A 22,556-nucleotide genomic window follows, 5' to 3' on the forward strand; every position below is an offset into this window, starting at 1 on the left:
CGCGGGGCACGGCGGCCTAACCAGAATAAGCCTCAGTCGTCCGCGATCAGGGCCTCGAGGGCCGGGATCGCCGCCGTCAGCGCCTCCCGATGCTCGGGCGAAAGCCGGTCGAGACGCCGGTTCAGCTCCTGCACGCGGGTCGACCGGACGCCGGAGACGAGCCGCTCGCCCTCTTCGGTCGCCTTGGCCAGCCACGCCCGCCGGTCGACCGGGTCGGACTCGCGGCTGACGTACCCGGCCTCGACCAGGGACGCGATGATCCGCGACATCGTCGCCGCGGCGACGCCCTCCTTGGCCGCGAGGTCGCCGAGCCGGAGCTGGCCCGCGTGCACCAGCGTCGCGAGCGCCGAGATGGCGCCGTGGCCGGGCCCCGGCACGCCCGCCTGCCGCAGTGACCGGGACAGCCTGCCGACGGCGAGGTACAACCTGCCCGAGACGTCCTGAACCGATGTGGTCACGGCTGGCTCCTTCTACCTTCGCCCCGCCGCGGGTGCGCCGGAAATGCCGTCCACCTTACGGGCTCGTGGTGGGCAGACGGTGTGAAGGCACTCCGGTTCACCGGGGTGGACTCGACGCCTGCGCCCAGAAGCGCTGCGGCACGCGACCCGCACCGCGCGCCAGGTGGCCGGCGACGACGGCCGAGCGCATCGCCGCCGCCATCCGTTCGGGGTCCGACGCCCGGGTGACGGCGGTGGACAGCAGCACGGCGTCGCAGCCGAGCTCCATCGCCAGCGTCGCGTCCGAGGCCGTGCCGATTCCGGCGTCCAGGATCACCGGCACGCCCGCCCGCGAAACGATCAGCTCGACGTTGTGCGGATTCCGGATGCCGAGGCCGGTGCCGATCGGCGCGCCCAGCGGCATCACCGCGGCACAGCCGGCCTCCTCCAGGCGCAGCGCGAGCACCGGGTCGTCGTTCGTGTAGGCGAACACGGTGAACCCGTCGGCGGCCAGCCGCTCGGCGGCGTCGAGGGTCTCGATCGGGTCCGGCAGCAGCGTCCGGTCGTCGGCTTGCACCTCGAGCTTGATCAGATCGGTCTCGAGGGCTTCCCGCGCGAGCTGCGCGGTCAGGACGGCTTCGGCGGCCGTGCGGCAGCCCGCGGTGTTCGGCAGCAGCTCGATGCCGAGCCTTTTCAGGAGTTCGAGGACGCCAGAGCCGCCTTCGGCGTCGGCGCGGCGCATGGCGACGGTGGTCAGCTCGGTGCCGGACGCGACCAGCGCGCGTTCGAGGACGGCGAGGTTGGCCGCGCCGCCGGTGCCGATGATCAGCCGGGACGTCAGCTTGGTGGTGCCGATGACCAGCGGTTCTTCGTCCATTTCAGCCTCCCTGGACCGCGGTGAGCACGTCGACGCCCGCGCCCTTTGGCACAGCGGTGGCGGGCCAGTCGGCGCGACGGACGACGACGCCGTCGACCGCGACGGCGATCCCGGGTCGCTGCCCGCCGGTGGCGTCGAGGACGTCGGCGACGGTCGCGCCGTCGGGGAACTCCGTCCACTCGCCGTTGACCTTGATCTCCATCAGACGTGCTCCTTCTGGTGCAGGCGGGCGGGCGAAGCGGCTTCGGTGCCTTCGGGCGGCTTCGCCCCCTCGAGCCAGGCGACCACGGCGTCCGCGGTCACCGGGGCCATCAGCAGGCCGTTGCGGTGGTGCCCGGTGGCGGCAAAAACACTGCCGTCCAAGACGCCGAGGTACGGCAGCGCGTCCCGGCTGCCGGCGCGCAGGCCGGCGGCGGTCTCGACCAGCTCGTACTCGGTGATCGCGGGGAAGACGCGTTCGGCGCCCTCGATCAGCTCGCGCACGCCGCGTGCGGTGACGGCCTGGTCGAAGCCCGCCTCGTACTGGGTGGCACCGAGGACGAGCTCCTGGTCGCCGCGCGGGACGAGGTAGATCGGGCGGCCTTCGACGACGGCCCGGACGGTGCGTTCCGGCGGCGGCAGGCAGCCGCGTCGGGGCCGGAGCCGGAGGATCTCGCCCTTGAGCGGGCGGACGGCGTCGGCGAGCCGGGGGTGCAGCCGGCCGGTCCAGGCGCCCGCGGCGAGCACGACGGCCTCGGCGTCAGGGAGCTCTTCCACGCGCTCGTGCTTGAATCGGACGCCGTGGTTCTCGCAGGCGGTGTACAGCGAGTTGAGGAGTTTCCGGTTGTCCACGGCCAAGTCGCCGGGCACGTGCAGTCCACTTCGGACGGACCCGACGCCGGGTTCGAGCCGCTTGGCCTCGCGGCCGGTAAGGCGTTCCGCGGCACGCCCGATCGAGTGCAGGTAGCCGGCGAGGATGTCGAGGTGCCCGGCGTCGGCGCTGTCGAAGGCGACGACGAGCGTCCCGTGCCCGGCCAGACCGGGGTCGACGCCTTCTTTTTGCAGCTCGCGCGCGAAGCCGGGCCAGCGGCGGAGGGACTCCTCACCGAGGCGGAGCACGTCCTCCTCGCCCGGCCAGGCCTCGGTGACGGGGGCGAGCATGCCCCCGGCCAGCCAGGACGCGCCGCCGCGCACGGGTTCGGGGTCGTAGAGGGTGACTTTTCTGCCGGTGCACGCGGCTCGCCACGCCGTGGACAGGCCGATCACGCCGCCGCCCACCACTGCCAGGTTCGTTGTCAGGTTCGTCATGGAATCACGCTCCCTGCGCCGGCATGACCCGGATCAGGTTCCACGGTCGGAGCGGCAGCTCCCTCTCAGCCCGTGCCTCGGGCTCCCGTGCGGACGCGTTCAGCCTAGCTCGCCGGGTACGGTCGCCGCTATGCCCGCCCTTTCCGGTGACAAGATCCGAGCCCGCCTCGACGCGGCGCGCCTGTACCTGTGCACGGACGCCCGAACGAACCGCGGCGACCTGGCGGCGTTCGCGGACGCGGCGCTGTCCGGCGGCGTCGACATCATCCAGCTGCGCGACAAGACCGGGGCGTTGGAAGCCGCCGGCGAGATCGCGGCGCTGGAGGTCCTGGCCGAGGCCTGCGCCCGGCACGGAGCGTTGCTGTCGGTGAACGACCGCGCCGACGTGGCCCTGGCGGTGGGAGCGGACGTGCTCCACCTGGGCCAGGACGACATCCCGGTCCCGCTGGCCCGCCGGATTCTGGGCGACGAGGTCGTGATCGGCCGGTCGACGCACTCTCTCGACGAGGCCCTCGCCGCGGCGGCGGAACCTGGGGTGGATTACTTCTGCACGGGCCCGTGCTGGCCGACGCCGACGAAGCCGGGCCGCCCGGCGCCGGGCCTGGACCTGGTGCGCGCGACGGCGGCTTGGACCCCGGACCGGCCGTGGTTCGCGATCGGCGGCATCGACGGCGACCGGCTGCCTTCGGTGCTGGAGGCAGGTGCGGCACGGATCGTGGTGGTCCGCGCGATCACCGAGGCCGAGGACCCCGCCGCCGCGGCGCGGGAACTGCGCGCCCGCCTGCCCTGACGTGCATGAGGGGCACCCTCATGGCTCTTATGTCCATGAGGGTGCCCCTCCTGACTGTCACGGGGCCGGAGTCGTCGCGGCGGCACCCTTGCTGGTCGGCGGGGTCGCCGTCGCGACCGGGGCCGAGGTCGACGGTTGCTGGGTCGTCGTGCTCGGGGTCGGTGTCGGGGACTCCGACGAGGTCGTCGGGGCCGTCGACGTGTCCGAGGGCGTCGTGGTCGTGTCCGTCGGGGACACCTGGGTGTCGTTCGCCGGGGCCGTCGGGGTCGTCGACGGGGTCTTGTCCGGCTTGCCCCCTCCGCCGCCGAGGATCTTGCCGATGCTCTCGCCCGTGCCGCCGCCGACCTGGGTGCCCGTTGCCGATTCGAAGCCGACGATCGACACTATCGCCACCACGAACGCCACCGCGCTCGTGCCGATGATCAGCGGCCAGCGCAGTTTCCGCAGCCGGGACGACAGCCCCGTAGGCGCCTGTTCCGGCGGTTTGAGCTGGACTGTCGGCTGGTCGGTGATGTCCACGGCCGGTCCTCGCCGCCGGATTCCCGACGTCGCCAGCTGGCGCGCCCTGAGCGCCGCCTCGCGGGTGCGCTGCAGCGAGCGCAGATACAGCTCGCTGCCGACCGTCGACACCACGCTCGCCACGCCGGCGCCGGCCACCGTGCCCGCCACGCCCAGCGTCGATCCGAGCAGCGCCGCGGTCACCGCCGCCAGCGCCGCCGCCAGGACCTGGGCTATCCGCAGGCCCGGCTTGGCTTCCTTCTCCTCCGAAGTCGCTACGTTCTCCTTGCTCATGATCCCGATCTAGGTAGTCGTCTTCTCCCCTGTCCAACAGCTAAGGCGCGCGAGGCACTCCCCCCGTTGCCAGTTCGTGAGGAGGACCACTCCGTCTGTCCAAATTAGACACTCCGGATCGAACGGTTTCTTGACATACTCGGCAGATGGAACTGGTGACGATCTCAGACATCGAGGCCGCCGCGAAGCGCGTCCAAGGTGTCGCAGTGCGCACGCCCCTGCTGCTCCAGACCTGGGATCCCCGCAAGACCCTGTGGCTCAAACCCGAGAATCTGCAACCGGTCGGCGCGTTCAAGGTGCGCGGCGCCTTCAACGCGATCGGCACTCTCGACGACGCGATCCGCGCTCGCGGCATCATCGCCCACTCGAGCGGCAACCACGCGCAGGCGGTCGCGTACGCCGCGCAGCGGTACGGCGTGCCCGCGGTCATCGTCGTGCCGGACGGCGCGCCGCGGATCAAGGTCGAGGCCACCCGCTCGTACGGCGCCGAAGTGATCGAGGTGCCGATGAGCGAACTCGAGGCGAAAACGCACGAACTGGCCGTCGAACGCGGGCTGACCCTCGTGCCCCCCTTCGACGACGCGGCCATCATCGCCGGGCAGGGCACGGTGGGCCTCGAGATCGCCGAAGACCTGCCGGACGTCGAGGTCGTGCTCGTGCCGGTGAGCGGCGGCGGGCTGGCCTCCGGCGTCGGCACCGCGATCAAGGCCCGCTGCCCGCAGGCCCGCGTGATCGGCGTCGAGCCCGAACTGGCCGGCGACGCAACCGAGGGGCTGCGCCTCGGCCACCGGGTCGACTGGCCCGTGGCGGACCGGGCCCGCACGATCGCCGACGGCCTGCGCGCGCAACCGTCCGACCTGACCTTCGCGCACCTGCGGAAGGTCGTCGACGACATGGTCACGGTCACCGAGGACGAGATCCGCGACGCCGTCCGCACGCTGGCGCGGCAGGCCCGGCTGGTGGCCGAGCCCAGCGGCGCCGTGACAACGGCGGCGTACCTGTCCCACGCCGGCGAGCTGCCCGCCGGCCGCACGGTGGCCATCGTCTCCGGGGGCAACGCGGACCCGGCCATGTTCGCCGAAATCCTCGCCTGACCTGTGCCGACCTCAAGCGCCCCGATGTGGCATTGGGGCGCTCGGGCGCTACGAGCCGGCGACCGGGGTCCCGCCGCTGCGGACGTGCGTCGGCGGGCCTTCGACTCCGCAGTGGTAGCACTCGCCCAGGTGGGGGCGCTCGTCGTCGGGCTTCGCGGGTGTGGGGGACTCCAGGACGCCGTTGTGGATGCCCAGCGCGATCAGCCCGCCGGCGATCGCCAGCGCCGCGCAGATGACCAGCGCCGTCCGCCAGCCCGCGGTGAGCGCGACCGGGTCGGCGTACGCCTCGCCGGTCAGCCCGGCCGCGGCGGGCAGCACCGCCACCGCGAGCAGGCCGCCCGAGCGGGCGATGGCGTTGTTGACGCCGGAGGCGACGCCGGCGAAGCGGTCCGGGGCCGCGGCGAGCACCGTCGCGGTCACCGGGGCCACGACTGTCGCCAGGCCGAGCCCGAACACGACCACCGCGGGCAGCACGGCGCCGAGGTAGGACGCGCCGGGCGCGATGCGCAGCATCAGCAGCATGCCGATGCCGACCACGATCGGGCCGACGACCAGCTGCAAGCGCGGTCCGATGCGCTGCGCGAGCGCGCCGGAGCGGCCGGAGAGCAACAGCATGATCACCGTGAGCGGCAGCCCGGCCAGGCCGGACGCCGTCGGCGAGTAGTGCAGTGACACCTGCAGCTGCATCACCAGCAGCATCATGACGCCGCCGAGGGCCGCGTAGACGACGAACGTCAGGGCGTTCGAGAGCGTGAACGTGCGGTCGCGGAACAGCGACGGCGGCACGAGCGGTTCCGCCGAACGGTGCTGGACGACGACGAACGCGACCAGTCCCGCGAGCCCGATGATGCCCGCGACCAGCACGATCGGGTCGCCGATGCCGCGGCCGGGCGCCTCGACGAGCGCCCCGGTGATCCCGGCGAGGCCGACCGCGCCGAGCGCGGCGGCGCCGAAGTCCGGGTGGCCGGTCGCGTCCGGGTCACGCGATTCGGGGACGAACTTCCGCGCCATGAGGACCACGGCGACGGCGATGGGCAAGTTGATCAGGAACGCCAGCCGCCACGACCAGACCTGCACGAGGAAGCCGCCGAGCAGCGGCCCGGCGGCGGCCGCGATGCCGCCGAGGCCGGACCAGGCGCCGATCGCGCGGGCGCGGGCGTCGTGCGCGAAGGACGCCTGGAGGATCGCCAGCGACCCCGGCGTCAGGAGGGCACCGCCGACGCCCTGCAGGACGCGCATCGCGACGAGCATCTCGGTGGACGTCGCGGCGGCGCACAGCCCGGAGGCGACGCCGAACCAGACGACGCCGATGAGGTACATGCGGCGCCTGCCGTACCGGTCGCCGAGCGAACCGGCGACCAGGATGAGCGCGGCCAGCGCCAGCATGTAGCCGTCGAGGATCCACTGGAGCCCGGCGACGGAGGCGTTCAGCTCGGCGCCGATGCGGGGCAGGGCGACGTTGACGATGGTGCCGTCGAGCATCGCCATGCCCGACCCGAGGATCGTGGTCGCGAGCACGCCTCGCGCGGCGTGGGTGCCCCACCGGATCCCGGTGTCTTCAGTCGCAGTCACGCGCCCAACTCCACCGTGCCCGCCGATCCCCGTCAACCGCCGCCTACGGCAGCAGCGTGGTGACGAACTTGTAGCGGTCGCCCCGGTAGACCGAGCGGGCGAACTCGACCGGCTTCCCGTCCGTGGCGAACGAGTGGCGGGTCAGCATCAGCACCGGCATGCCGACGTCCGCGCCGAGCATCTCCGCTTCCTGCGGCCCGGCCAGCGACGTCTCGATCGTCTCTTCCGCGCGCTCCAGTTCGACGCCGTAGTGCTCGCGTAGAACGGCGTACAACGATCCGCCGGCCGAAACGTGCTTGCGCAGTCCGCGAAAACGGCCGAGCGGAAGGTGCGTCGTCTCCAGGGCCATCGGCTGGGAATCGGCCAGTCGAAGCCGTCGAAGGCGAAGGATTTTCGCGCCCGTGCGGATTCCGAGCAGCTTCGCGAGGTCACCCTCGACCGGCAGTTCCTCGACCTCGAGGAGCTTCGACGACGGCTTCAAGCCCTGCCTGCGCATGTCCTCGGTGTAGGACGACAGCTGGAGCCGCTGCGCGAGCTTCGGTTCGGCCGCGAAGGTGCCTTTTCCCTGCACACGGTGCAGGCGGCCTTCGGCGGTCAGGTCGGCCAGCGCCTGGCGCACGGTGGTGCGGGAGACCGTGAACTCCCCGGCGAGCGCGCGTTCGGTCGGGATCGGCGACCCCGGCGGCAGCACGTCCAGGAGATCGAGGAGGTGCTGTTTCAGCGCCCAGTATTTGGGCTCGCGCTGCCCGCGCATCCCGGCGACGGCGCCCGCCTCGCCCGTGGTGGTGGTCTCCAACATGCCCGGCTCCCTATGTCTTCCCTCATCGCACGCCATGTCCCCGTAAGAAACGTACCCTTTTCCCCAAACACGCCGCCCCTATAACATTGGTCTAGACCTGACCGACGCCGCCTGAGTCCGGTACATAATGCCGGAGGTGGAGAGGAAAATGATGACCGAACAACGGCCCGGCGCGCACATGGCCGCGGAGATCGCCCAGCAGCCGGACGTCCTGGCGGGACTGGTGGCGCGTCAGGCGGAAATCGCCGGGGTGGCGGAAAAGATCTCACAACGGCCGCCACGGTTCGCGTTGCTCGCCGCGCGTGGATCGAGCGACCACGCAGCGTTGTACGCGAAGTACCTGATCGAGGTACTTCTCGGCCTTCCGGCTGGTCTGGTTTCGCCTTCCACCGCGACGCTCTACGGCGCCCGGCCCGATCTGCGCGACGTGCTCTTCGTCACGGTCAGCCAGAGCGGCGGCTCGCCCGACCTGATCGAAGTGACCGAAACAGCGCGGCGTCAGGGCGCGCTGACGGTGTCGGTCACCAACACGCCGGACTCGCCGCTGCGGGCGGCTTCGGAGCTCGGCGTCGACATCGGCGCGGGCGTCGAGCAGGCCGTCGCCGCGACCAAGACGTACTCCGCGACGCTGATGGCGCTCTACCTGCTCATCGACGCGGTGCGCGGCGGCAAGGCGGCCGACGCCGAGAAGATCGGCGAACTCGCGCAGCAGACTCTCGACGGCGCCACCGAGGGCGTGCAGCGCGCGGTCGACCGGTACCGGTTCGTGAACCGCGTCCTCACCACCGCCCGCGGCTACTCCTACGCGACCGCGCTGGAGGCGTCGCTCAAGCTCGCCGAGACGAGCTACCTCGCCGCCCGCGCGTACAGCGGCGCCGACCTCCTGCACGGCCCGGTCGCCGCGGTCGACGACCAGACCGCCGTGCTCGCGCTGACCAGCGCCGGGCACGGCGCGGACGCGATGCGCGAGGTCATCGACGCCGTCGGCAAGCGCGGCGCGGACGTCGTCGCGGTCGGTTCGGCGTCGGCGGAGACCCCGGCGGCCCTGCGCATCGACGTCCCGCAGACCGTCGAGGAGCTGGCGCCGATCCTGGAGATCCTGCCCGTCCAGCGGATCGCCCTCGGCCTGTCGCTCGCCCGCGGCGGCGACCCCGACAACCCGCGTGGCCTGCTGAAGGTCACCAAGACCCGGTGAGCTTCGCGGTAGGCGTCGACGCCGGCGGCACGTCGACCAGGGCCGCCCTGGTCGACGCCGCCGGCGCGGTACTGGGCACCGGACGCGGCGAAGGCGCCAACCCCAACGCGCACGCGCCCGAGGTCGCCGCGGGCCGGATCGCGGACGCGATCACCGCGGCGCTGGGCGACCGCGACCCCGGCGACGTGCGGGCGTGCGTCGTCGGCATGGCCGGGGTCAGCAAGCTCAGCGACCCGGCGGTAGCGGCGGTCTTCGACGCGGCGTGGGCGCGGATCGGGCTCTCCGGGGTGGTCCGGACCGTCACCGACGCCGAAGTGGCGTACGCGTCGGCGACGCCGGCGCCGGACGGAACCGTCCTCGTCGCCGGCACGGGGTCGATCGCGGGCCGGATCCGGAAGCGCCGTCTCGCCGGCACCGCGGGCGGCTACGGCTGGCTGCTCGGCGACGAAGGATCCGCGTTCTGGCTCGGCCGCGAGGCAGTCCGTTCCACTTTGGAGGCGCTCGGGCGGGGACTCCCGATCGAGGGGCTGCCGTCCGCGGTGCTCGCCGCCGCGCTCGAACCGTCCGGTTTGGACGTCCGGACCGACGCCGGGCGGCTCGCCGCGTCACGGGCGCTCATCACGACGGCCAACGCCGAGGCGCCCGTCCGGCTCGCCCGGTTCGCGCCTCTGGTGAGCGCGGCGCACGACGCGGGAGAGCCCGCGGCGCTCGAGATCGTCGCCCGCGCGGCCGGCCATCTGGTCGCGAACGCCCTCGCCGCGCGCGAGCCCGGCGAGTCGACTCCGGTCGTGCTCGTCGGCTCGGTGCTCACCGGCACCAGCCCGGTCGGCGCGCTCGTGCGCCGCGGATTGGCCGGTCTCGAGGTGCTGACCAGCTCCGATGGGGTCCTCGGGGCGGCCTGGCTCGCCGCCGTGGCGGCCTTCGGCGAGGGGACGCCGAGACCCCGGCTGTAAAGAGATTGAGCAAAACGCGGCGCAAAGACGCGAAACCGTCGACTGAACCCGGGTAGTCCGGGTAACGTAGGCAGTGGCCCCCGGACCCTCCCCCCTCGCCGGGGGCCGCCTTATGTCCTGGGTACGTCGTCCGAGCCGGTCTCCGGGGCCAGGCGCAGGCCGGGATGCTCCGGCGGCAACGCCCGGTAGAGCACCCAGCCACTCACCGCGACAGTCAGCGCGACCAGCGGCCAGGACAGCACCGTGCGGGCCACGCCGAGCGCGATCACCTGACCGGACCACCACAGCAGGCCGTAGACCACCACCCGCAGCGCGTACTGGCCGAACACCCACACCCAGCTGGCCCGCGAGTACGCCTTCAGCAGCACCGGGTCACGCCGCCAGCGCGCCTTCTGGCCGAGCACCAGGCCGACGACGACGCCGAGCAGCGGCCAGCGGACGACGATGCTGGCCGCCCACAGCAGGGCGCTGGCCACGTTGGACATCAGCTGCAGCAGGAAGAAGTCCTGGGCGCGGCCGGTGTGCAGGGCGATCAGCGCGGCGGCGACGACCGCGGCCAGGCTCACGACCAGCGCGCGGACCTTGCCACCCCGCACGATCCGGTAGGTGCCGAGCGCGACGGCGACCCCGACGGCGGCGCCGGCGCCCCAGGCGATCGACTGCCCGGCCGCGAGCCAGCCGGCGACGAAGCCGACGGGCGGGATACTGGCGTCGAGTGCGCCCCGGCGGCCACCGAGGATCTGCGCGAGCGACTCACGGGGTTCTCCGGACACGTGTCCAGCCTGCCGGATCCGGCCCGGGACGCTCCGGGCGGGGAGATTTTCGCCACATCGGGTGCCAGGTTTACCTCCGAGTGTGCTGTTTCACGGCATGCCAAGGGTGAAGAGCGCGTAATACGGAGGCGGGAAAGGCCGACAAGATAAGACACTGTTGCCGCAGGCTGAACCCGAGGTGACGGTGGACGCATCGTGGGGGTGCGATAGTTGAGGTGTACAACTACATGTCGGGGTGTGTCGGCCGCAGGATGGGAAGGGGACCCAACGTGTACGGAATCGACAGCTACGTAGCCATCGGGGACAGCTTCACCGAGGGCCTCAACGACGACCTGCCGGACGGCTCGTTCCGGGGCTGGGCCGACCGGCTCGCGGAGATCCTGGCGGCGGGCCGGAGCGACTTCAGGTACGCCAACCTGGCGCTGCGGGGCAAGATGCTCGACGAGATCCTGGACGAGCAGCTGCCGATCGCGCTGGAGCTGAAGCCCGACCTGGTGACGCTGTGCGCGGGCGGCAACGACATCATCGTGCCGGGGGCGGACGTCGACGCTGTCACGGAGCGCCTGGAGGAAGGCGTCGCGAAGCTGCGCGAGGCCGGGATCCCGGTGCTGATGTTCAACGGCCCGGACACCAAGGTGCTGTCGGTGATGTCGGTGCTGCGCGGCAAGGTGGCGATCTACAACACGAACCTGTGGGCGATCGCCGACCGCCACGGCGCCCGCATGGTCGACCTGTGGACGATGGACCCCCTGCACGACCGCCGCGCCTGGAGCGACGACCGCCTCCACTTCTCCCCGGAAGCCCACTACCGCATCGCCCTGAGGGCGGCGGAGGCACTCGGCATCCCCCTGGAGCGCGACTGGCGCGAGCCGTGGCCGGAAGAGGTCCTCCCCAGCCGCTGGATCGACTCGCGGCGTTCGGACCTGACGTGGACGAAGGTGCACCTGCTGCCCTGGATCCGCCGCCAGCTCCGGGGCGAGTCGATGGGGGACGGCTTGTCACCGAAGCGGCCGCAGCTGGCGCCGTTGGTGCCGTTGGACGTGCTCGAGGTGCTCGAGGTGCCGGACAACGCCCGGCAGCAGGCCAGCTGAAGAGTCCGGGTCCCCTTGCCCCTGGCTCGATGCCGTGAAGGCCTCCTTGAGGAACTCAGAGTTCCTGAAGGTGGCCTTCACGGCTTTTTGCTGCTCAGGTGAGACCGGGCGCTGCCGCGGCGTAGTGAACGACCCTTTCCTGGCGTCGGACGTCAGGAAAGAGTCGTTCACAGCACTGCGGCAGCTCCACCAGACAGACCCCCACCCGCCCTGGGGGGCGGCCCCGAGTCCAGTCTATCGGCCCACTCTGACAGAAAGTGCCCAACCGCTCACAACCCCCGCAGTTGTCCACATGTCGACTTGCCTGGGGACAACTTGTGGATCACCACCCGGATTCAGGTCGCCATCCCGCTTCGCCCGGCTTACAGTCCCTTTATGTCCGGTGGTCGGCGCTGGATCCTCGTGATCCCGATCGCGGTGCTGGTCACGGCACTGCTCGCGGGGGCCGTGACCTGGGTTCAGGGCGGGGCCATCCAGCGGAACCTCGCCGATCGGGCCCGGGCCGCGCTGGTCGCCGCCGGGTTGCCCGCCGGCAACGTCAGCTTCGACGGGCGGGATGCCACCCTCAGCGGCTTTCCGCCCTGGGACGCCCTTCGCGCCCTCGATGTCGTCCAGGGCGTCGACGGGGTGCGGGCCGCCCGGTTCGACGGCGACGTCGTCCCCCTCGTCCCCAGCCCGGCGCCGAGTCCGAGCCCGAGTCCGAGCAGTGCGCCGAGCAGCCCGCCGCCGACCACCAGCACCACCGCGCCGCCGCCCACCGACAAGGCCGGTGTGCAGGCCGAGATCGACCGGATGCTCACCGAGACGCCGATCAGCTTCGTTCCGGACACCGCCCGGCTCACGCCCGAAGGCGAACAGGCCGCCCGTGACATCGCCATCGCGCTCGCCAAGGCCCCGGCGGACTTCCGGTACCGGGTCACCGGCCACGTCGCCCGGGGCCCCGGCGGCGAGAGCGCCGCGCTGAAGCTGTCCCGGGACCGCGCCCGGGCCGTCACGCGGGTCCTCACCACCAACGGGCTGACGGCCAAGCGCGTGACCTACCGGGGGCTGGGCGACGCCCGGCCGGCCACCGGCGGCGAAGAGGACCGGCGCGTCGAAATCACGGTCGTTTGAGGGGTGATGCACAGATGATGTGGCTGTTCGGGCAGATTTGGCTGTGGCTGATCGTCGCCTTCGCCCTCGGTGCGCTCACCTCGTGGCTCGTCCTGCGCGCCGCGCAACGCCCCAAGCCCTCGCCACGCCCCGAGCCCGAGCCCCCGCCCGAGCCGCGGTACGAGCCGGAGCCGTCGGCGGCCGAGCAGACCCAGTTCATCCCCGCCGCCTGGGCGCAGCACCCGCCCCGGGAACCCGGCCAGGACGTCGACGCCCCCGAGCCCGTCGGCCACCGCGAAGGACGGCTTCCGCTGCCGCCGCAGCGCGGGCCGGAAGCCGAGGACTGGCCCACCGAGGAGGAGCCGGCCTGGCCGGAGGCCGACCCGCAGTGGCCGCACCAGCCTGGGCGCGGTGGCTGACACCCATCCTGGTAAATTCGGCTACGCACTGTGAGCGAGGGCTGAGGAGGGGGTGGCGTGGCGCTCCCCCATTGGACGTCGCAGCAGGTCCTGCCGCCGGGCCGGCACGCCGGCGACCTCGCCGACGTCTACGAACGCCTGGTGTTCGACGCCCCGCACCAGAACGATCGCGAAATCCTGTTCAGCGCGCTCAACAGCTATCTCGGCGTGGCCCGGCGGATCATCCCGTCCGGCCGGGCCTGGATCGGCGGCGAGCTCGTCATGCGGACCGCGCACCCGCCGCAAAGCCTCGACGTCGTCCTCATCCCGGACGAGTGGGGTGCGCTCAAACGGCTCGACGACGCCGGCCGCTCGGCGCTGTACGGCCTGCTCACGCTGCGCGGGGTGATCGTCGGGCAGCCCGCGATGTACCTCGATCAGGTGCAACCGGTCGGGGGCATGCTGGACGGCTTCCTGTGCCGCCCCGGCGACGAGGACGTGTGGGCCGAGGTCTGGGCCGAGGGCGGCAGCATGGTCGAGGGCGGCAGGGGCTACCCGGAGATGATCTGGTGAGGAACGAGTTCCGGCGCATCGCCGACGAGATCCCCGGCGGCACTTGGCTCGACGACCTGGCCCGCGCGTCGGCGATGGCCGCCAACGCCAAGTTCGAGCGGACGTCCCGGTCGCCGCTGCTGCACGTCTCGGTGATCGGCGAGCAGACCATCGACGCCTACACCTTCTCCGACATCAGCCGCGCCCTGCAGGACGCGACCGCGAAGATCGGGCACATCATCCGGAACCCGTCCGGCGAGGTCACCCAGGTCCAGCAGAACGACCGGGACAAGGCGCCGCTGATCCAGCGGGGCCAGGCGGGCAACGCGATCTTCTTCGGCTTCCCGGAGCTCGACGTCTCCGACGACGCGCTGATCATCGACGGCATCGAGACGCTGTCCGAGCGCGCGGTCAAGGAACTGTGCGACTTCCTGCCGGCGAACGGCTCGGACGACGGCGCGCTCGACGCCGTGCTGCTCCAGCGCGACACGGTCCGCAACGCGGTGAGCGACATCGTCAACGCCGTCGCGAAGAACGCCGGCATCGGGATGGCGCTGACCCCGACCTCGGGCGAGCAGGTCACGCGCAGCATGACGACCGAACAGGCCCGGATCCTGCAGGGCAGCCTCCGCGAATCCCGCGAAGAGGTCGGCTACGAGACCGTGCGCGGGCGGCTCGACGGCGTCCGGACCCGGCGGCGCATCTTCTACCTCGACCGCGAGTCGGGCGGGACGATCCAGGGCGCGGTCGCGCCGGACCTGCTCGACGAGATCAAGGAAAACCTCGACCGCCCGGTTACGGCCAGGTTGCGCGTCGTGCGCACGACGACGATCGACGGCCGCCGCGGGCGGCCCGTCTTCGAACTCCTCGAAATCAGCCCGGAAGTCAGTCTTTTCGACTGAGAAGTCCGGTATGCGACTTTCGTCTTGAACACCGGTACCTACCGACGTCGTAGGCCTCACGGTGGTGCCGGTATGCCCGTACGGTACTTACGATACCCGCTGCGAGGTCGCGAAAGGCCGTGCTGAACAGTGGGACTTCCGATATTCATCCCATTGATCACCGGGCCACACCCTGCGCGCGATGTCAGGAAATACCGATACCTGACACAAAATGGTGGGACAATGACTTTTTCCAGAATGTAACAATTTCGTTCTGGGCCACACTTATGGGTTAACGTCGTCGCACTCCCACCCGAAGGGGCCCGCATGATGACCGACCCGCAGTACCCGCCGGCCACCGCGCGCCACGGCAGACCCGCGCCGCCGGTGACGGCCACGGAGCGTCGTCAGGCCAACGCGCGGCCCCGCCGGAACATCCTCGCCATCATCGGCCTGCTGCTCGGCGTGGCCGCCATCGTCGTCACCTTCGTCCCGGACGTCGAGTTCGTCGCGTGGCCGCTGGGCGGGATCGGGCTCGTCCTGGCGATCGTCGGGCTGACCCAGGTCAAGAAGGGCACCGTGGGCGACCGCGGGCTGGCGATCACCGCCACCGCCGTCACGGTCGTCGCGCTGCTCACCACGGCCGGGGCGCTGCTGTATTCGACCTTCATCGGCGGCGGCGAGGGCGGGCTGCACCTGCCCGCGGTGGCCGGCGACAAGCACTCCGTGGTCTTCCAGGTCAGCTCGGCGGGTGGCGCGACCGTCCGGTTCGGCAGCCTCAGCGACCAGCGCACGGAAAACGCGCCCGCGAGCACCGACGCCTGGGAAGGCCAGGCCTCCTACAACAACGGCTCGTACCTGTTGACGCTCACCGCGGACACCCGCAATTCGAACGTGAACAACATAATCAGCTGCGCGATTCTGGTCGACGGCAAGAAGGTCGCGGAAAACAGCGGAACGACGATCGCGCTCTGCACCGCGAACGTCGGCTGACTCCTTCACGCAAATCGCGGCAAATCGCGGGAGAACCGCCTGGCGACCGGCCGGCCTACCCCCACGTCGGCCGGCCGGGCCGCCACGAGCCGCTCCTGGCGGCTCCCGGCCCCGCCGCGGTTTCCCGCGCGGGGCCCGGCGCCGGCGTCTCAGCCTGCCCCTCCCCTAGGGCTCTGCCGGCACCGCCGAACCTACGCGGACGCCGCCCGCACCCACTAAGAATCCACTAAGGATTGACCGGTGCGACCGGGTCGTGACCCATTCGCAACCGAAATGGTCTCCATAAATCCGAACGGCCGACACCGAGTTGTCGCAGTTCGAAAAAATAGGAATACTCTCACCGGAGTTCGGCGAGTTCGGCACGCACCTCACCGACGAGCTTCGGGTGCGCCCGCTCGTAAATGCGCACGGACATCGCGAGTTGTTCCCGCGCACCGTCGATGTCGCCCTTGGCCCGCAACACCCGGCCCAAGGTCAGCCGCAGCGCGCCCTCCCGCGCGACGAACTCGCGGCTGATCGCCAGGTCGATCGCCTCCCAGACGTACCTCTCGGCCGCCGTGTGGTCGCCGGCCCGCAGGCTGAGCTCGGCCAGCTTGTCCAGCGAGCCGACGACCTGGCCGTCGTCGCCCAGTTCGCGGTCGACGCGCAGGCCGTCGAGCTGGTGGGCGATCGCGTCGGACAGCCGTCCTGCCCGCTTCTCCGCCTGCGCGCAGCTGCTGAGCGCCTGCCCGCGCAGCGTGACGTCGGGGGCTTCTTCGACGGCTTTGGCCAGCCGCTCGATGGCCTTGTCGTGTTCGCCGAGCCGGCTCAGCGCGCGGCCGAGGTGCAGGTCGGCCGAGGTCACCAGGCGCTCGTCGGTAAGCCCGGCGGACAGCTCCGCCGCCCGCTCGGCGTCGGCGAGGCCGAAGCCCGGCAGCTCGAAGGTCAGCGCGATCTCGCACCGCGCGAGCCGCAGCCAGCACTGCCCGGCGACGTCACCCGCGGCTTCGGCGGCGTCGACGCCGAGGTCGGCCATCCGCGTCCATTCGTCCGGCAGCGGGCAGGCGACCCGGTAGGTGTGCCCGAGCCGGGCCAGCTGCCAAACGTCGTCGTGGCGACCCGCGGCATACGCGGCGTCGAGGACCGCGAGGAGGTTCGGCCACTCGGCCGCGAACCACTCCTGCGCCTCGGCGAAGCCGGCCAGCGGCGGCATCGCGTCTTCGGCGAGCACGCCCGCGAAGTCGAGCGGATCGGTGACGCGGCCCAGCAGGCGCCGCGCCCGGTCGGCCACCGCCTGGTAGTAGCGGACCGTCCAGCCGAGTGCTTCGTCGCGTTCCTTGTCGCCGAGCTCCTGTTCCGCGAGCTCACGCAGGTAGACCGCGACGAGGTCGTGCGGCACGAAGACGTCCCGCTCGGTCTCGGCGATGAGGTTGTGCGCGGCCAGCGCGCGCAGCCGGCGGCGAGCCTCGGCCACCGGGATCTGCGCGACCGCGGCCATCAGGTGCGGCCCCACCATCACCCCGGGCACCGCGCCCAGCTGGAGGAACGTCTCGGCGATTTCGCCGGGCAGGCCGCGGAAGGAGACGTCGAACGCCGCGCGCACGCCGTCCTCGGCGCCCTCGACCTGCAGCCCCGCCAGCCGGGTGCGCTCGTTGCCGAGCTCGTCGACCAGCTCCTCCGCGGTGCGCTGCGCGCTCGCCGAGAGCCGCGCGCCCGCGATCCGGAGCGCGAGCGGGAGGTAGCCGCACAGCCGTGCGAGGGCGTGGTTGAGGCTGGCCGGCCCGGCGAGCTCCTCGATGAGCGCCACGGCGTCGTCGGGGGCGAGCGTGCCGAGCACCCGCTGCCTGGCCGCGTTCGACACGGCGAGCCCGTCGAGGCGCGACCGGCTGGTCACCACCGTCATCGTCCGCGCGCTCGGCGGCAGCAGCGGGCGCACCTGCTCGGCGGTCCGGGCGTCGTCGAGCAGCACCAGCATCCGCCGTCCGGCGATCAGCGACCGGTACAGCGCGACGCGCTCGTGCAGCAGTTCCGGGATGTTCGCGGTTTCGACGCCGAGGCCCAGCAGGAACTGCGTGAGCAGCTCGGCCGGCTCCAGCGGCGGGTGGTGCGGGTCGAAGCCGCGCAGGGACGCGAACAGGACGCCGTCCGGGAACCGCCGCGCGATCCGGTGCGCCCACCACACGACCAGCGTGCTCTTGCCGACCCCGGCGGTGCCGCTGACCACGGCGATCGTGGTCTGCCCGGCCTCGGCGCGGGTGACCAGGCCGTCGAGCCAGGCCAGCTCGTCGCCGCGGCCGGCCAGGCTGGGCACCGCGGCGGGCAGCTGGGAAATCGCCCTCACGGGCTCGTCGACGACGGCACTTTCACGGGAAAGTGCCGCCCCCAGGTGGGAGCTTTCACGGGAAAGCGGCGGCAGGTCGTCGTTGAGCACGCGCTCGTGCAGCCACCGCAGCTCGGCACCGGGCTCGACGCCCAGCGTGCGGAGAGTGGCGCGCGAGACGGTCCGGTACAGCTCGAGCGCGTCCCCGCGCCGCCCGGCGTGGTACAGCGCCCGCATCAGCTGGCCCGCGGTCCGCTCGGCCAGCGGATCGGCCCGGACGATCGGGCTCAGCTCGACGATCAGCTCCGCGTGCCTGCCGAGTCCGAGGTCGGCGTCGACGCGGGCGCCGTGCACGGCGAGGCGGAGGTCCTCCAGCTCGGGAGCCTGCAGGGAGTCGGGCACCCCGCCCAGCGCGGGGCCCTGCCACAGCGCGAGCGCTTCGGCGAGCAGCGGAGCCGCGACCTCCGGACCGGCCTCCGCCGCGCGGTCGAGCAGCGTGCGCGCCCGGTGGACGTCGATCCAGCCGGGCTCGGCGTCCAGCCGGTACCCCGGCGGGGTGGTGTGGATGCCGGGACCGTCGATTTCGCGCAGGATCCGCCGCAGGTGCGAGACGTTGCCGTGGACGATGGTGCGCGCGGTCGCCGGCGGGTTGTGGCCCCACAGCGCGTCGATGATCTCGTCGAGCCCGACGACCTTGCCGGGCTTGAGGGCCAGCAGCGCGAGCAGGCCGCGGACGCCGGGACCGCCGATCGGGACGGGGTCGTCACCGCGGAACAGCTGGACCGGGCCGAGCAGCTGGAGCCGGGTTCGGGCCATGCTCGCGGCCACCTCCCCAGGTCTCGCCGGAGAATCAAACCTACCGTGGGCACCGGCTGCCGGGCAGCGCCGGTACCAGGTGTTTTGGTGGTTCTCCGAATTCCGCAGCGAGGACCCGGACGACCTGCGACATCCCCTTCGGCGAACAGCAAGTCCGTGAATGGCACATTGAAGGACTTAGAGTCCTTCAATGTGCCATTCACGGCTTTTGCCGGGTTGACTGGACTGGACCGGGTTGACTGGGCCGGATATGACACGACCCCGTACCACCGGTCCCGATCCGGTGGTACGGGGTCGTGCTGGAGCTCCGGCCGGGCCGCCTGGGGGCACGGTCCGCCCGTCCGCCGCCGAGGGCTACCGGGCGGGTGGGCTCACCCCGAGCGAAGCACCGCCGGTCGTCCGCGAAGACGTGTTGCGCGGACCACACGTCCGCACGGTGGCGACACGGTAACAAAGCGCACCGGATCAGTCACCGCCGGGTCAGGTCGTGTCCCGAATGACCTTTTCTCACAGAAGGCTCAACGTCTTTCGGGGGCTCCGGGTGGCGGAGCCCCCGGCCCCGGGGCGAAGCCCCGGAATGACTCAGCGTCTTTCGGGGCTCCGGGTGGCGAAGCCCCCAGCCCCGGGGCGAAGCCCCGGAATGACTCAGCGCGAGATCGGCGTCGAATCGCGTCCGGCGATGAAGGCGGGCCGCGGGGTGCTCGCCGCGAACGGCTCCCGCAGGGCGTTCTCCACGCTGTTGAACACCAGGAAGATGTTCGAGCGCGGGTACGGGGTGATGTTGTTCCCGGAGCCGTGCATGATGTTCGAGTCGAACCACAGCGCCGAGCCCGCCTGGCCGGTGAACTGGTCGATGCCGTACTCGGCCGCCATCTTCGTGATGTCGTCCTCGTTCGGCACGCCGACCCGCTGGTCCTTGAGCGAGCTCTTGTAGTTGTCGTCCGGCGTCTCGCCGGCGCACTGGACGAACGTCCGGTGCGAACCCGGCATGATCATCAGGCCGCCGTTGAACGGGTGGTTGTCCGTCAGCGCGATGGAGCAGCTGACCGCGCGCGGGGACGGCATGCCGTCCTCCGCGTGCCAGGTTTCGAAGTCCGAGTGCCAGTAGAACCCGGTGCCCTTGAACCCCGGCATGTAGTTGACGCGGCTCTGGTGGAGGTACACCTCGGAGCCCAGCAGCTGCCGGGCCCGGTCCAGCACGCGCGGGTCGCGCACCAGCTCGGCGATCAGGTCCGAGATTTCGTGGACGTCGAAGATCGACCGGACCTCACCGGTCTTCGCCTCGGCGATCACGCGCTCGTCCTGGGCGAGCTCCCGGTCGGAGGACAGCCGCACCAGCTCCTGCCAGTACGTCTGGACCTCTCCGACGGAGAGCGTGTCCTCGACCACGGTGTAACCCTTGGTCTCGTGGTTCGCCAGCGTCGCGGCGTCGATCGGGCCGTCGGCTTCGGTACCCCACACGGTGGGGTGCACGCGCGGCAGCTGCGCCGGCGTACCGGTGATCCGGGTCGGGTAGCGGTCGTCGACCCGGGTGTCCGTCAGCGTCACGGGCTTCGCCTCCTGATTCCTCGCCGGTTCCTACGCGTCCTCGGTGATCAGCGGGTACACACCGTTTTCGTCGTGCACCTCGCGGCCGGTCACCGGGGGGTTGAACACGCACACGCACTTGATCTCGGTCTTCGGCCGGACCTGGTGCTTGTCGTGGTCGTTGAGCAGGTACAGCGTCCCGGGCTTGAGCTCGTACACCTTGCCGGTGGCCAGGTCCTCGATCTCGCCCTCGCCGGAGGTGATGAACACGGCCTCGATGTGGTTGGCGTACCAGAAGTCGTTGACCGTCCCCGCGTACAGCGTGGTCTCGTGCACCGAGAAGCCGACGCCCTCCTTGGCGAGGATGATCCGCTTGCTGCGCCAGTTCTCGGTCTTGATGTCGGCGTCGGTGTCGGTGATCTCGTCGAGCGTGCGGACGAGCACGGCGTACTCCCTTACTTGGTCAGGACGGCCTTGATGGACTCGTCGATGATCGACAAGCCCTGCGTGAGCTCGTCGTCGGTCAGCGTGAGCGGCGGCAGCAGCTTCATGACTTCGCCGTCGGGGCCGGAGGTTTCCATCAGCAGACCGCGGGCGAACGCCTCGGCGCAGACCCGGCCGGCCAGGTCACCGTCCGCGAACTCGATGCCGCGCGCCAGGCCTCGGCCCTTCGCGAACAGCTTCGCCTCCGGGTAGGCCTCGACGATGCCCGAGAACGCGGCGGCGATGCGCTCGCCCTTCGCCTTGGTCGACTTCTCGAGCTCGTCGTCGCTCCAGTAGGCGTCGATCGCCTCGGTCGCGGTGACGAACGCGGGGCTGATGCCGCGGAAGGTGCCGTTGTGCTCGCCGGGCTCCCAGACGTCGAGCTCCGGCTTGATGAGCGTCAACGCCATCGGGAGGCCGTAGCCGCTGATGGACTTCGACAGGCAGACGATGTCCGGCGTGATCCCGGCGTCCTCGAAGGAGAAGAACGGCCCGGTGCGGCCGCAGCCCATCTGGACGTCGTCGAGGATCAGCAGGATGTTGTGGCGCTTGCAGAGGTCGTCGAGACCCTTCAGCCACTCCAGGCGCGCGGCGTTGATGCCGCCTTCGCCCTGCACGCCTTCGACGATCACCGCGGCCGGCTCGTTGAGCCCGCTGCCGGAGTCCTGCAGGAGCTTCTCGAAGTAGAGGAAGTCCGGCATCGCGCCGTCGAAGTACTTGTCGTACGGCATCGGGGTGGCGTGCACCAGCGGGACGCCGGCGCCGCCGCGCTTCATCGAGTTGCCGGTGACTGACAACGCGCCCAGCGTCATGCCGTGGAAGGCGTTGGTGAAGTTGATGACCGACTCGCGGCCGGTCACCTTGCGCGCCAGCTTCAGCGCCGCTTCGACGGCGTTCGCGCCGCCCGGCCCGGGGAAGACGACCTTGTAGCCGTACCCGCGCGGGTCGAGGATCTTGTCTCGGAAGGTCTGCAGGAAGTCGCGCTTGGCCACGGTGAACATGTCGAGCGCGTGGGTGACGCCGTCACGCTGGATGTAGTCGATCAGGGCCTGCTTCAGCCGCGGGTTGTTGTGCCCGTAGTTGAGCGCGCCGGCCCCGGCGAAGAAGTCCAGATAGGGCTTTCCGCTCTCGTCGTGCAGCCAGCTGCCCTGCGCGCGGTCGAACACGACCGGCCAGCCGCGGCTGTAGCTGCGGACTTCGGATTCGAGCTCTTCGAAGATGCTCATGCGGTTTCTTTCTCTCCTACTCGCCCGGATTCGCAGGCGCCGTCAGCGGACCGATGCGGTAAAGGTCTTCGGCCAGGTGCCCGGCTTCGGGGAATTCGTCCCCGCCGAACAGCACACTGGTTTCCATCGCGGCGTTCCACCGCTTCGCGAACGACGTGAACAGCCGGATGGACGCCTCGTTGTCCGGGGTGATGGTGGTCTCGAGGTAACGCACTCCCTCGCCGACCAGGCGCGTGTACAGCGCGTCGAGCAGGGCCCCGGCCAGGCCTTTTCCGCGCTGGGACGCGTCGACCGCGACCTGCCAGACGAGCGCCGCCTCGGGCTCGTCCGGCCTGCGGTAGGCGATGACGAAACCGACCGCCCTGCCGTCCTCACGCGCGACCACCGAAGACTCGGCGAAATCGCGGCACCACAGCATGTATGCGTACGGCGAGTTGAGATCGAGCTTGGCGGAATCACGCGCGATTCGCCACAGCTCCGCGCCGTCGGCCTTGGTCGGGGATTCGATCAAGTGCGTTACGGACATACTCAGGAAACGTAACAGAGAATTTTCCGCTCGCCAGCGACGCAGCTCACGACCCCCGCAATGACCTGCGGCGACGCGGAGTACCCGGTGAGCAGTCCCACAA

At 71.2% G+C, this 22,556-nt stretch carries 23 protein-coding genes and 1 riboswitch; of the genes, 10 read left to right on the forward strand and 13 right to left on the reverse strand.

Annotated features, from left to right (window positions below; translation table 11 throughout):
- Positions 1–32: 32 nt before the first annotated feature.
- The 4 genes from A3CE_RS0119295 to thiO form a co-directional block, all read right to left on the reverse strand.
- Positions 33–458: a MarR family winged helix-turn-helix transcriptional regulator gene (locus A3CE_RS0119295; RefSeq protein WP_020641750.1), complete on the reverse strand. Its 426-nt coding sequence runs from the start codon at positions 456–458 to the stop codon at positions 33–35.
- 97 nt (positions 459–555) lie between these two features.
- Positions 556–1,314 (reverse strand): thiazole synthase, encoded by a 759-nt coding sequence (thiG, locus tag A3CE_RS0119300; RefSeq protein ID WP_020641751.1) that lies wholly within the window; start codon positions 1,312–1,314, stop codon positions 556–558.
- Between the two features lies 1 nt (position 1,315).
- Entirely contained in the window at positions 1,316–1,516 is a 201-nt protein-coding gene (gene thiS / locus A3CE_RS0119305) for a sulfur carrier protein ThiS (RefSeq protein WP_020641752.1), read from the reverse strand.
- Entirely contained in the window at positions 1,516–2,601 is a 1,086-nt protein-coding gene (gene thiO, locus A3CE_RS0119310) for a glycine oxidase ThiO (RefSeq protein ID WP_020641753.1), read from the reverse strand. The genes thiS and thiO overlap by 1 nt, the downstream gene beginning before the upstream one ends.
- A riboswitch (TPP riboswitch) is annotated at positions 2,595–2,700 on the reverse strand. (Overlaps the previous gene by 7 nt.)
- 31 nt (positions 2,701–2,731) lie before the next feature.
- Between thiO and thiE the strand changes: the two genes are divergently transcribed.
- Entirely contained in the window at positions 2,732–3,391 is a 660-nt protein-coding gene (thiE, locus tag A3CE_RS0119315; protein ID WP_020641754.1) for a thiamine phosphate synthase, read from the forward strand.
- 57 nt (positions 3,392–3,448) lie between these two features.
- Here the strand turns inward: thiE and A3CE_RS0119320 are convergent, their stop codons facing one another.
- Positions 3,449–4,183, reverse strand: a complete 735-nt coding sequence (locus A3CE_RS0119320) for a hypothetical protein (RefSeq protein ID WP_020641755.1) — start codon at positions 4,181–4,183, stop codon at positions 3,449–3,451.
- 146 nt (positions 4,184–4,329) lie between these two features.
- On the opposite strand from A3CE_RS0119320, the gene A3CE_RS0119325 reads away from it, so the two are divergent.
- Positions 4,330–5,277: a threonine ammonia-lyase gene (locus A3CE_RS0119325; RefSeq protein ID WP_020641756.1), complete on the forward strand. Its 948-nt coding sequence runs from the start codon at positions 4,330–4,332 to the stop codon at positions 5,275–5,277.
- Between the two features lie 48 nt (positions 5,278–5,325).
- Here the strand turns inward: A3CE_RS0119325 and A3CE_RS0119330 are convergent, their stop codons facing one another.
- Together A3CE_RS0119330 and A3CE_RS0119335 are read right to left on the reverse strand one after the other, a co-directional pair.
- Positions 5,326–6,849 (reverse strand): MFS transporter, encoded by a 1,524-nt coding sequence (locus A3CE_RS0119330; RefSeq protein ID WP_020641757.1) that lies wholly within the window; start codon positions 6,847–6,849, stop codon positions 5,326–5,328.
- Positions 6,850–6,892: 43 nt separating this feature from the next.
- Complete coding sequence (locus tag A3CE_RS0119335; RefSeq protein ID WP_020641758.1) at positions 6,893–7,648, reverse strand: GntR family transcriptional regulator; 756 nt, start codon at positions 7,646–7,648, stop codon at positions 6,893–6,895.
- Positions 7,649–7,796: 148 nt separating this feature from the next.
- Here A3CE_RS0119335 and A3CE_RS0119340 point away from each other — a divergent pair, with 148 nt between their 5' ends.
- A complete protein-coding gene (locus A3CE_RS0119340) occupies positions 7,797–8,843 on the forward strand; it encodes an SIS domain-containing protein (protein ID WP_084641633.1) in 1,047 nt (348 codons plus the stop codon).
- Entirely contained in the window at positions 8,840–9,796 is a 957-nt protein-coding gene (locus A3CE_RS0119345; protein WP_020641760.1) for an N-acetylglucosamine kinase, read from the forward strand. The genes A3CE_RS0119340 and A3CE_RS0119345 overlap by 4 nt, the downstream gene beginning before the upstream one ends.
- Positions 9,797–9,906: 110 nt before the next feature.
- On the opposite strand, the gene A3CE_RS0119350 is transcribed toward A3CE_RS0119345, so the two are convergent.
- On the reverse strand, positions 9,907–10,569 hold the full coding sequence (locus A3CE_RS0119350) for a DUF3159 domain-containing protein (RefSeq protein ID WP_020641761.1): 663 nt from the start codon (positions 10,567–10,569) through the stop codon (positions 9,907–9,909).
- A 269-nt stretch (positions 10,570–10,838) separates the two neighbouring features.
- On the opposite strand from A3CE_RS0119350, the gene A3CE_RS0119355 reads away from it, so the two are divergent.
- The 6 genes from A3CE_RS0119355 (at position 10,839) to A3CE_RS0119380 (ending at position 15,576) form a co-directional block, all read left to right on the forward strand.
- Positions 10,839–11,660: an SGNH/GDSL hydrolase family protein gene (locus A3CE_RS0119355; protein WP_020641762.1), complete on the forward strand. Its 822-nt coding sequence runs from the start codon at positions 10,839–10,841 to the stop codon at positions 11,658–11,660.
- 375 nt (positions 11,661–12,035) lie between these two features.
- Positions 12,036–12,773, forward strand: a complete 738-nt coding sequence (locus tag A3CE_RS0119360) for an OmpA family protein (protein ID WP_020641763.1) — start codon at positions 12,036–12,038, stop codon at positions 12,771–12,773.
- Between the two features lie 14 nt (positions 12,774–12,787).
- Positions 12,788–13,171 (forward strand): hypothetical protein, encoded by a 384-nt coding sequence (locus A3CE_RS0119365; protein WP_020641764.1) that lies wholly within the window; start codon positions 12,788–12,790, stop codon positions 13,169–13,171.
- Positions 13,172–13,228: 57 nt separating this feature from the next.
- Positions 13,229–13,723, forward strand: a complete 495-nt coding sequence (locus tag A3CE_RS0119370) for a DUF6932 family protein (protein ID WP_020641765.1) — start codon at positions 13,229–13,231, stop codon at positions 13,721–13,723.
- Positions 13,720–14,604, forward strand: coding sequence for a hypothetical protein (locus tag A3CE_RS0119375; protein WP_020641766.1), 885 nt, complete (start codon positions 13,720–13,722; stop codon positions 14,602–14,604). The genes A3CE_RS0119370 and A3CE_RS0119375 overlap by 4 nt, the downstream gene beginning before the upstream one ends.
- A gap of 306 nt (positions 14,605–14,910) precedes the next feature.
- Entirely contained in the window at positions 14,911–15,576 is a 666-nt protein-coding gene (locus tag A3CE_RS0119380) for a hypothetical protein (protein ID WP_020641767.1), read from the forward strand.
- A gap of 337 nt (positions 15,577–15,913) precedes the next feature.
- Here A3CE_RS0119380 and A3CE_RS0119385 read toward each other — a convergent pair whose 3' ends face one another.
- From A3CE_RS0119385 to ectA, 5 genes are all read right to left on the reverse strand, one after another.
- On the reverse strand, positions 15,914–18,691 hold the full coding sequence (locus tag A3CE_RS0119385) for an AfsR/SARP family transcriptional regulator (RefSeq protein ID WP_020641768.1): 2,778 nt from the start codon (positions 18,689–18,691) through the stop codon (positions 15,914–15,916).
- A gap of 645 nt (positions 18,692–19,336) precedes the next feature.
- Positions 19,337–20,239, reverse strand: coding sequence for an ectoine hydroxylase (gene thpD / locus A3CE_RS0119390; protein ID WP_020641769.1), 903 nt, complete (start codon positions 20,237–20,239; stop codon positions 19,337–19,339).
- Positions 20,240–20,269: 30 nt separating this feature from the next.
- Positions 20,270–20,662 (reverse strand): ectoine synthase, encoded by a 393-nt coding sequence (locus A3CE_RS0119395; protein ID WP_003071625.1) that lies wholly within the window; start codon positions 20,660–20,662, stop codon positions 20,270–20,272.
- An 11-nt stretch (positions 20,663–20,673) separates the two neighbouring features.
- Complete coding sequence (gene ectB / locus A3CE_RS0119400; RefSeq protein WP_020641770.1) at positions 20,674–21,927, reverse strand: diaminobutyrate--2-oxoglutarate transaminase; 1,254 nt, start codon at positions 21,925–21,927, stop codon at positions 20,674–20,676.
- 16 nt (positions 21,928–21,943) lie between these two features.
- Positions 21,944–22,498 (reverse strand): diaminobutyrate acetyltransferase, encoded by a 555-nt coding sequence (ectA, locus tag A3CE_RS0119405; protein ID WP_342668284.1) that lies wholly within the window; start codon positions 22,496–22,498, stop codon positions 21,944–21,946.
- Positions 22,499–22,556: the final 58 nt, after the last annotated feature.

Origin of the sequence: Amycolatopsis balhimycina FH 1894 (assembly GCF_000384295.1) — a bacterium.
Classification (GTDB): Bacteria; Actinomycetota; Actinomycetes; order Mycobacteriales; family Pseudonocardiaceae; genus Amycolatopsis; species Amycolatopsis balhimycina.

What these genes read in the sequence shown, in the direction of transcription:
- A3CE_RS0119340 (WP_084641633.1), top strand. Translation starts at nt 7,797, where the DNA reads ATGATGACCGAACAACGGCCCGGCGCGCACATGGCCGCGGAGATCGCC.
- A3CE_RS0119325 (WP_020641756.1), top strand. Translation starts at nt 4,330, where the DNA reads ATGGAACTGGTGACGATCTCAGACATCGAGGCCGCCGCGAAGCGCGTC.
- A3CE_RS0119380 (WP_020641767.1), top strand. Translation starts at nt 14,911, where the DNA reads ATGATGACCGACCCGCAGTACCCGCCGGCCACCGCGCGCCACGGCAGA.
- thiE (WP_020641754.1), top strand. Translation starts at nt 2,732, where the DNA reads ATGCCCGCCCTTTCCGGTGACAAGATCCGAGCCCGCCTCGACGCGGCG.
- thiG (WP_020641751.1), bottom strand. Translation starts at nt 1,314, where the DNA reads ATGGACGAAGAACCGCTGGTCATCGGCACCACCAAGCTGACGTCCCGG.
- thiS (WP_020641752.1), bottom strand. Translation starts at nt 1,516, where the DNA reads ATGGAGATCAAGGTCAACGGCGAGTGGACGGAGTTCCCCGACGGCGCG.
- A3CE_RS0119365 (WP_020641764.1), top strand. Translation starts at nt 12,788, where the DNA reads ATGATGTGGCTGTTCGGGCAGATTTGGCTGTGGCTGATCGTCGCCTTC.
- A3CE_RS0119385 (WP_020641768.1), bottom strand. Translation starts at nt 18,691, where the DNA reads ATGGCCCGAACCCGGCTCCAGCTGCTCGGCCCGGTCCAGCTGTTCCGC.
- A3CE_RS0119320 (WP_020641755.1), bottom strand. Translation starts at nt 4,183, where the DNA reads ATGAGCAAGGAGAACGTAGCGACTTCGGAGGAGAAGGAAGCCAAGCCG.
- A3CE_RS0119360 (WP_020641763.1), top strand. Translation starts at nt 12,036, where the DNA reads ATGTCCGGTGGTCGGCGCTGGATCCTCGTGATCCCGATCGCGGTGCTG.
- thiO (WP_020641753.1), bottom strand. Translation starts at nt 2,601, where the DNA reads ATGACGAACCTGACAACGAACCTGGCAGTGGTGGGCGGCGGCGTGATC.
- ectB (WP_020641770.1), bottom strand. Translation starts at nt 21,927, where the DNA reads ATGAGCATCTTCGAAGAGCTCGAATCCGAAGTCCGCAGCTACAGCCGC.
- A3CE_RS0119335 (WP_020641758.1), bottom strand. Translation starts at nt 7,648, where the DNA reads ATGTTGGAGACCACCACCACGGGCGAGGCGGGCGCCGTCGCCGGGATG.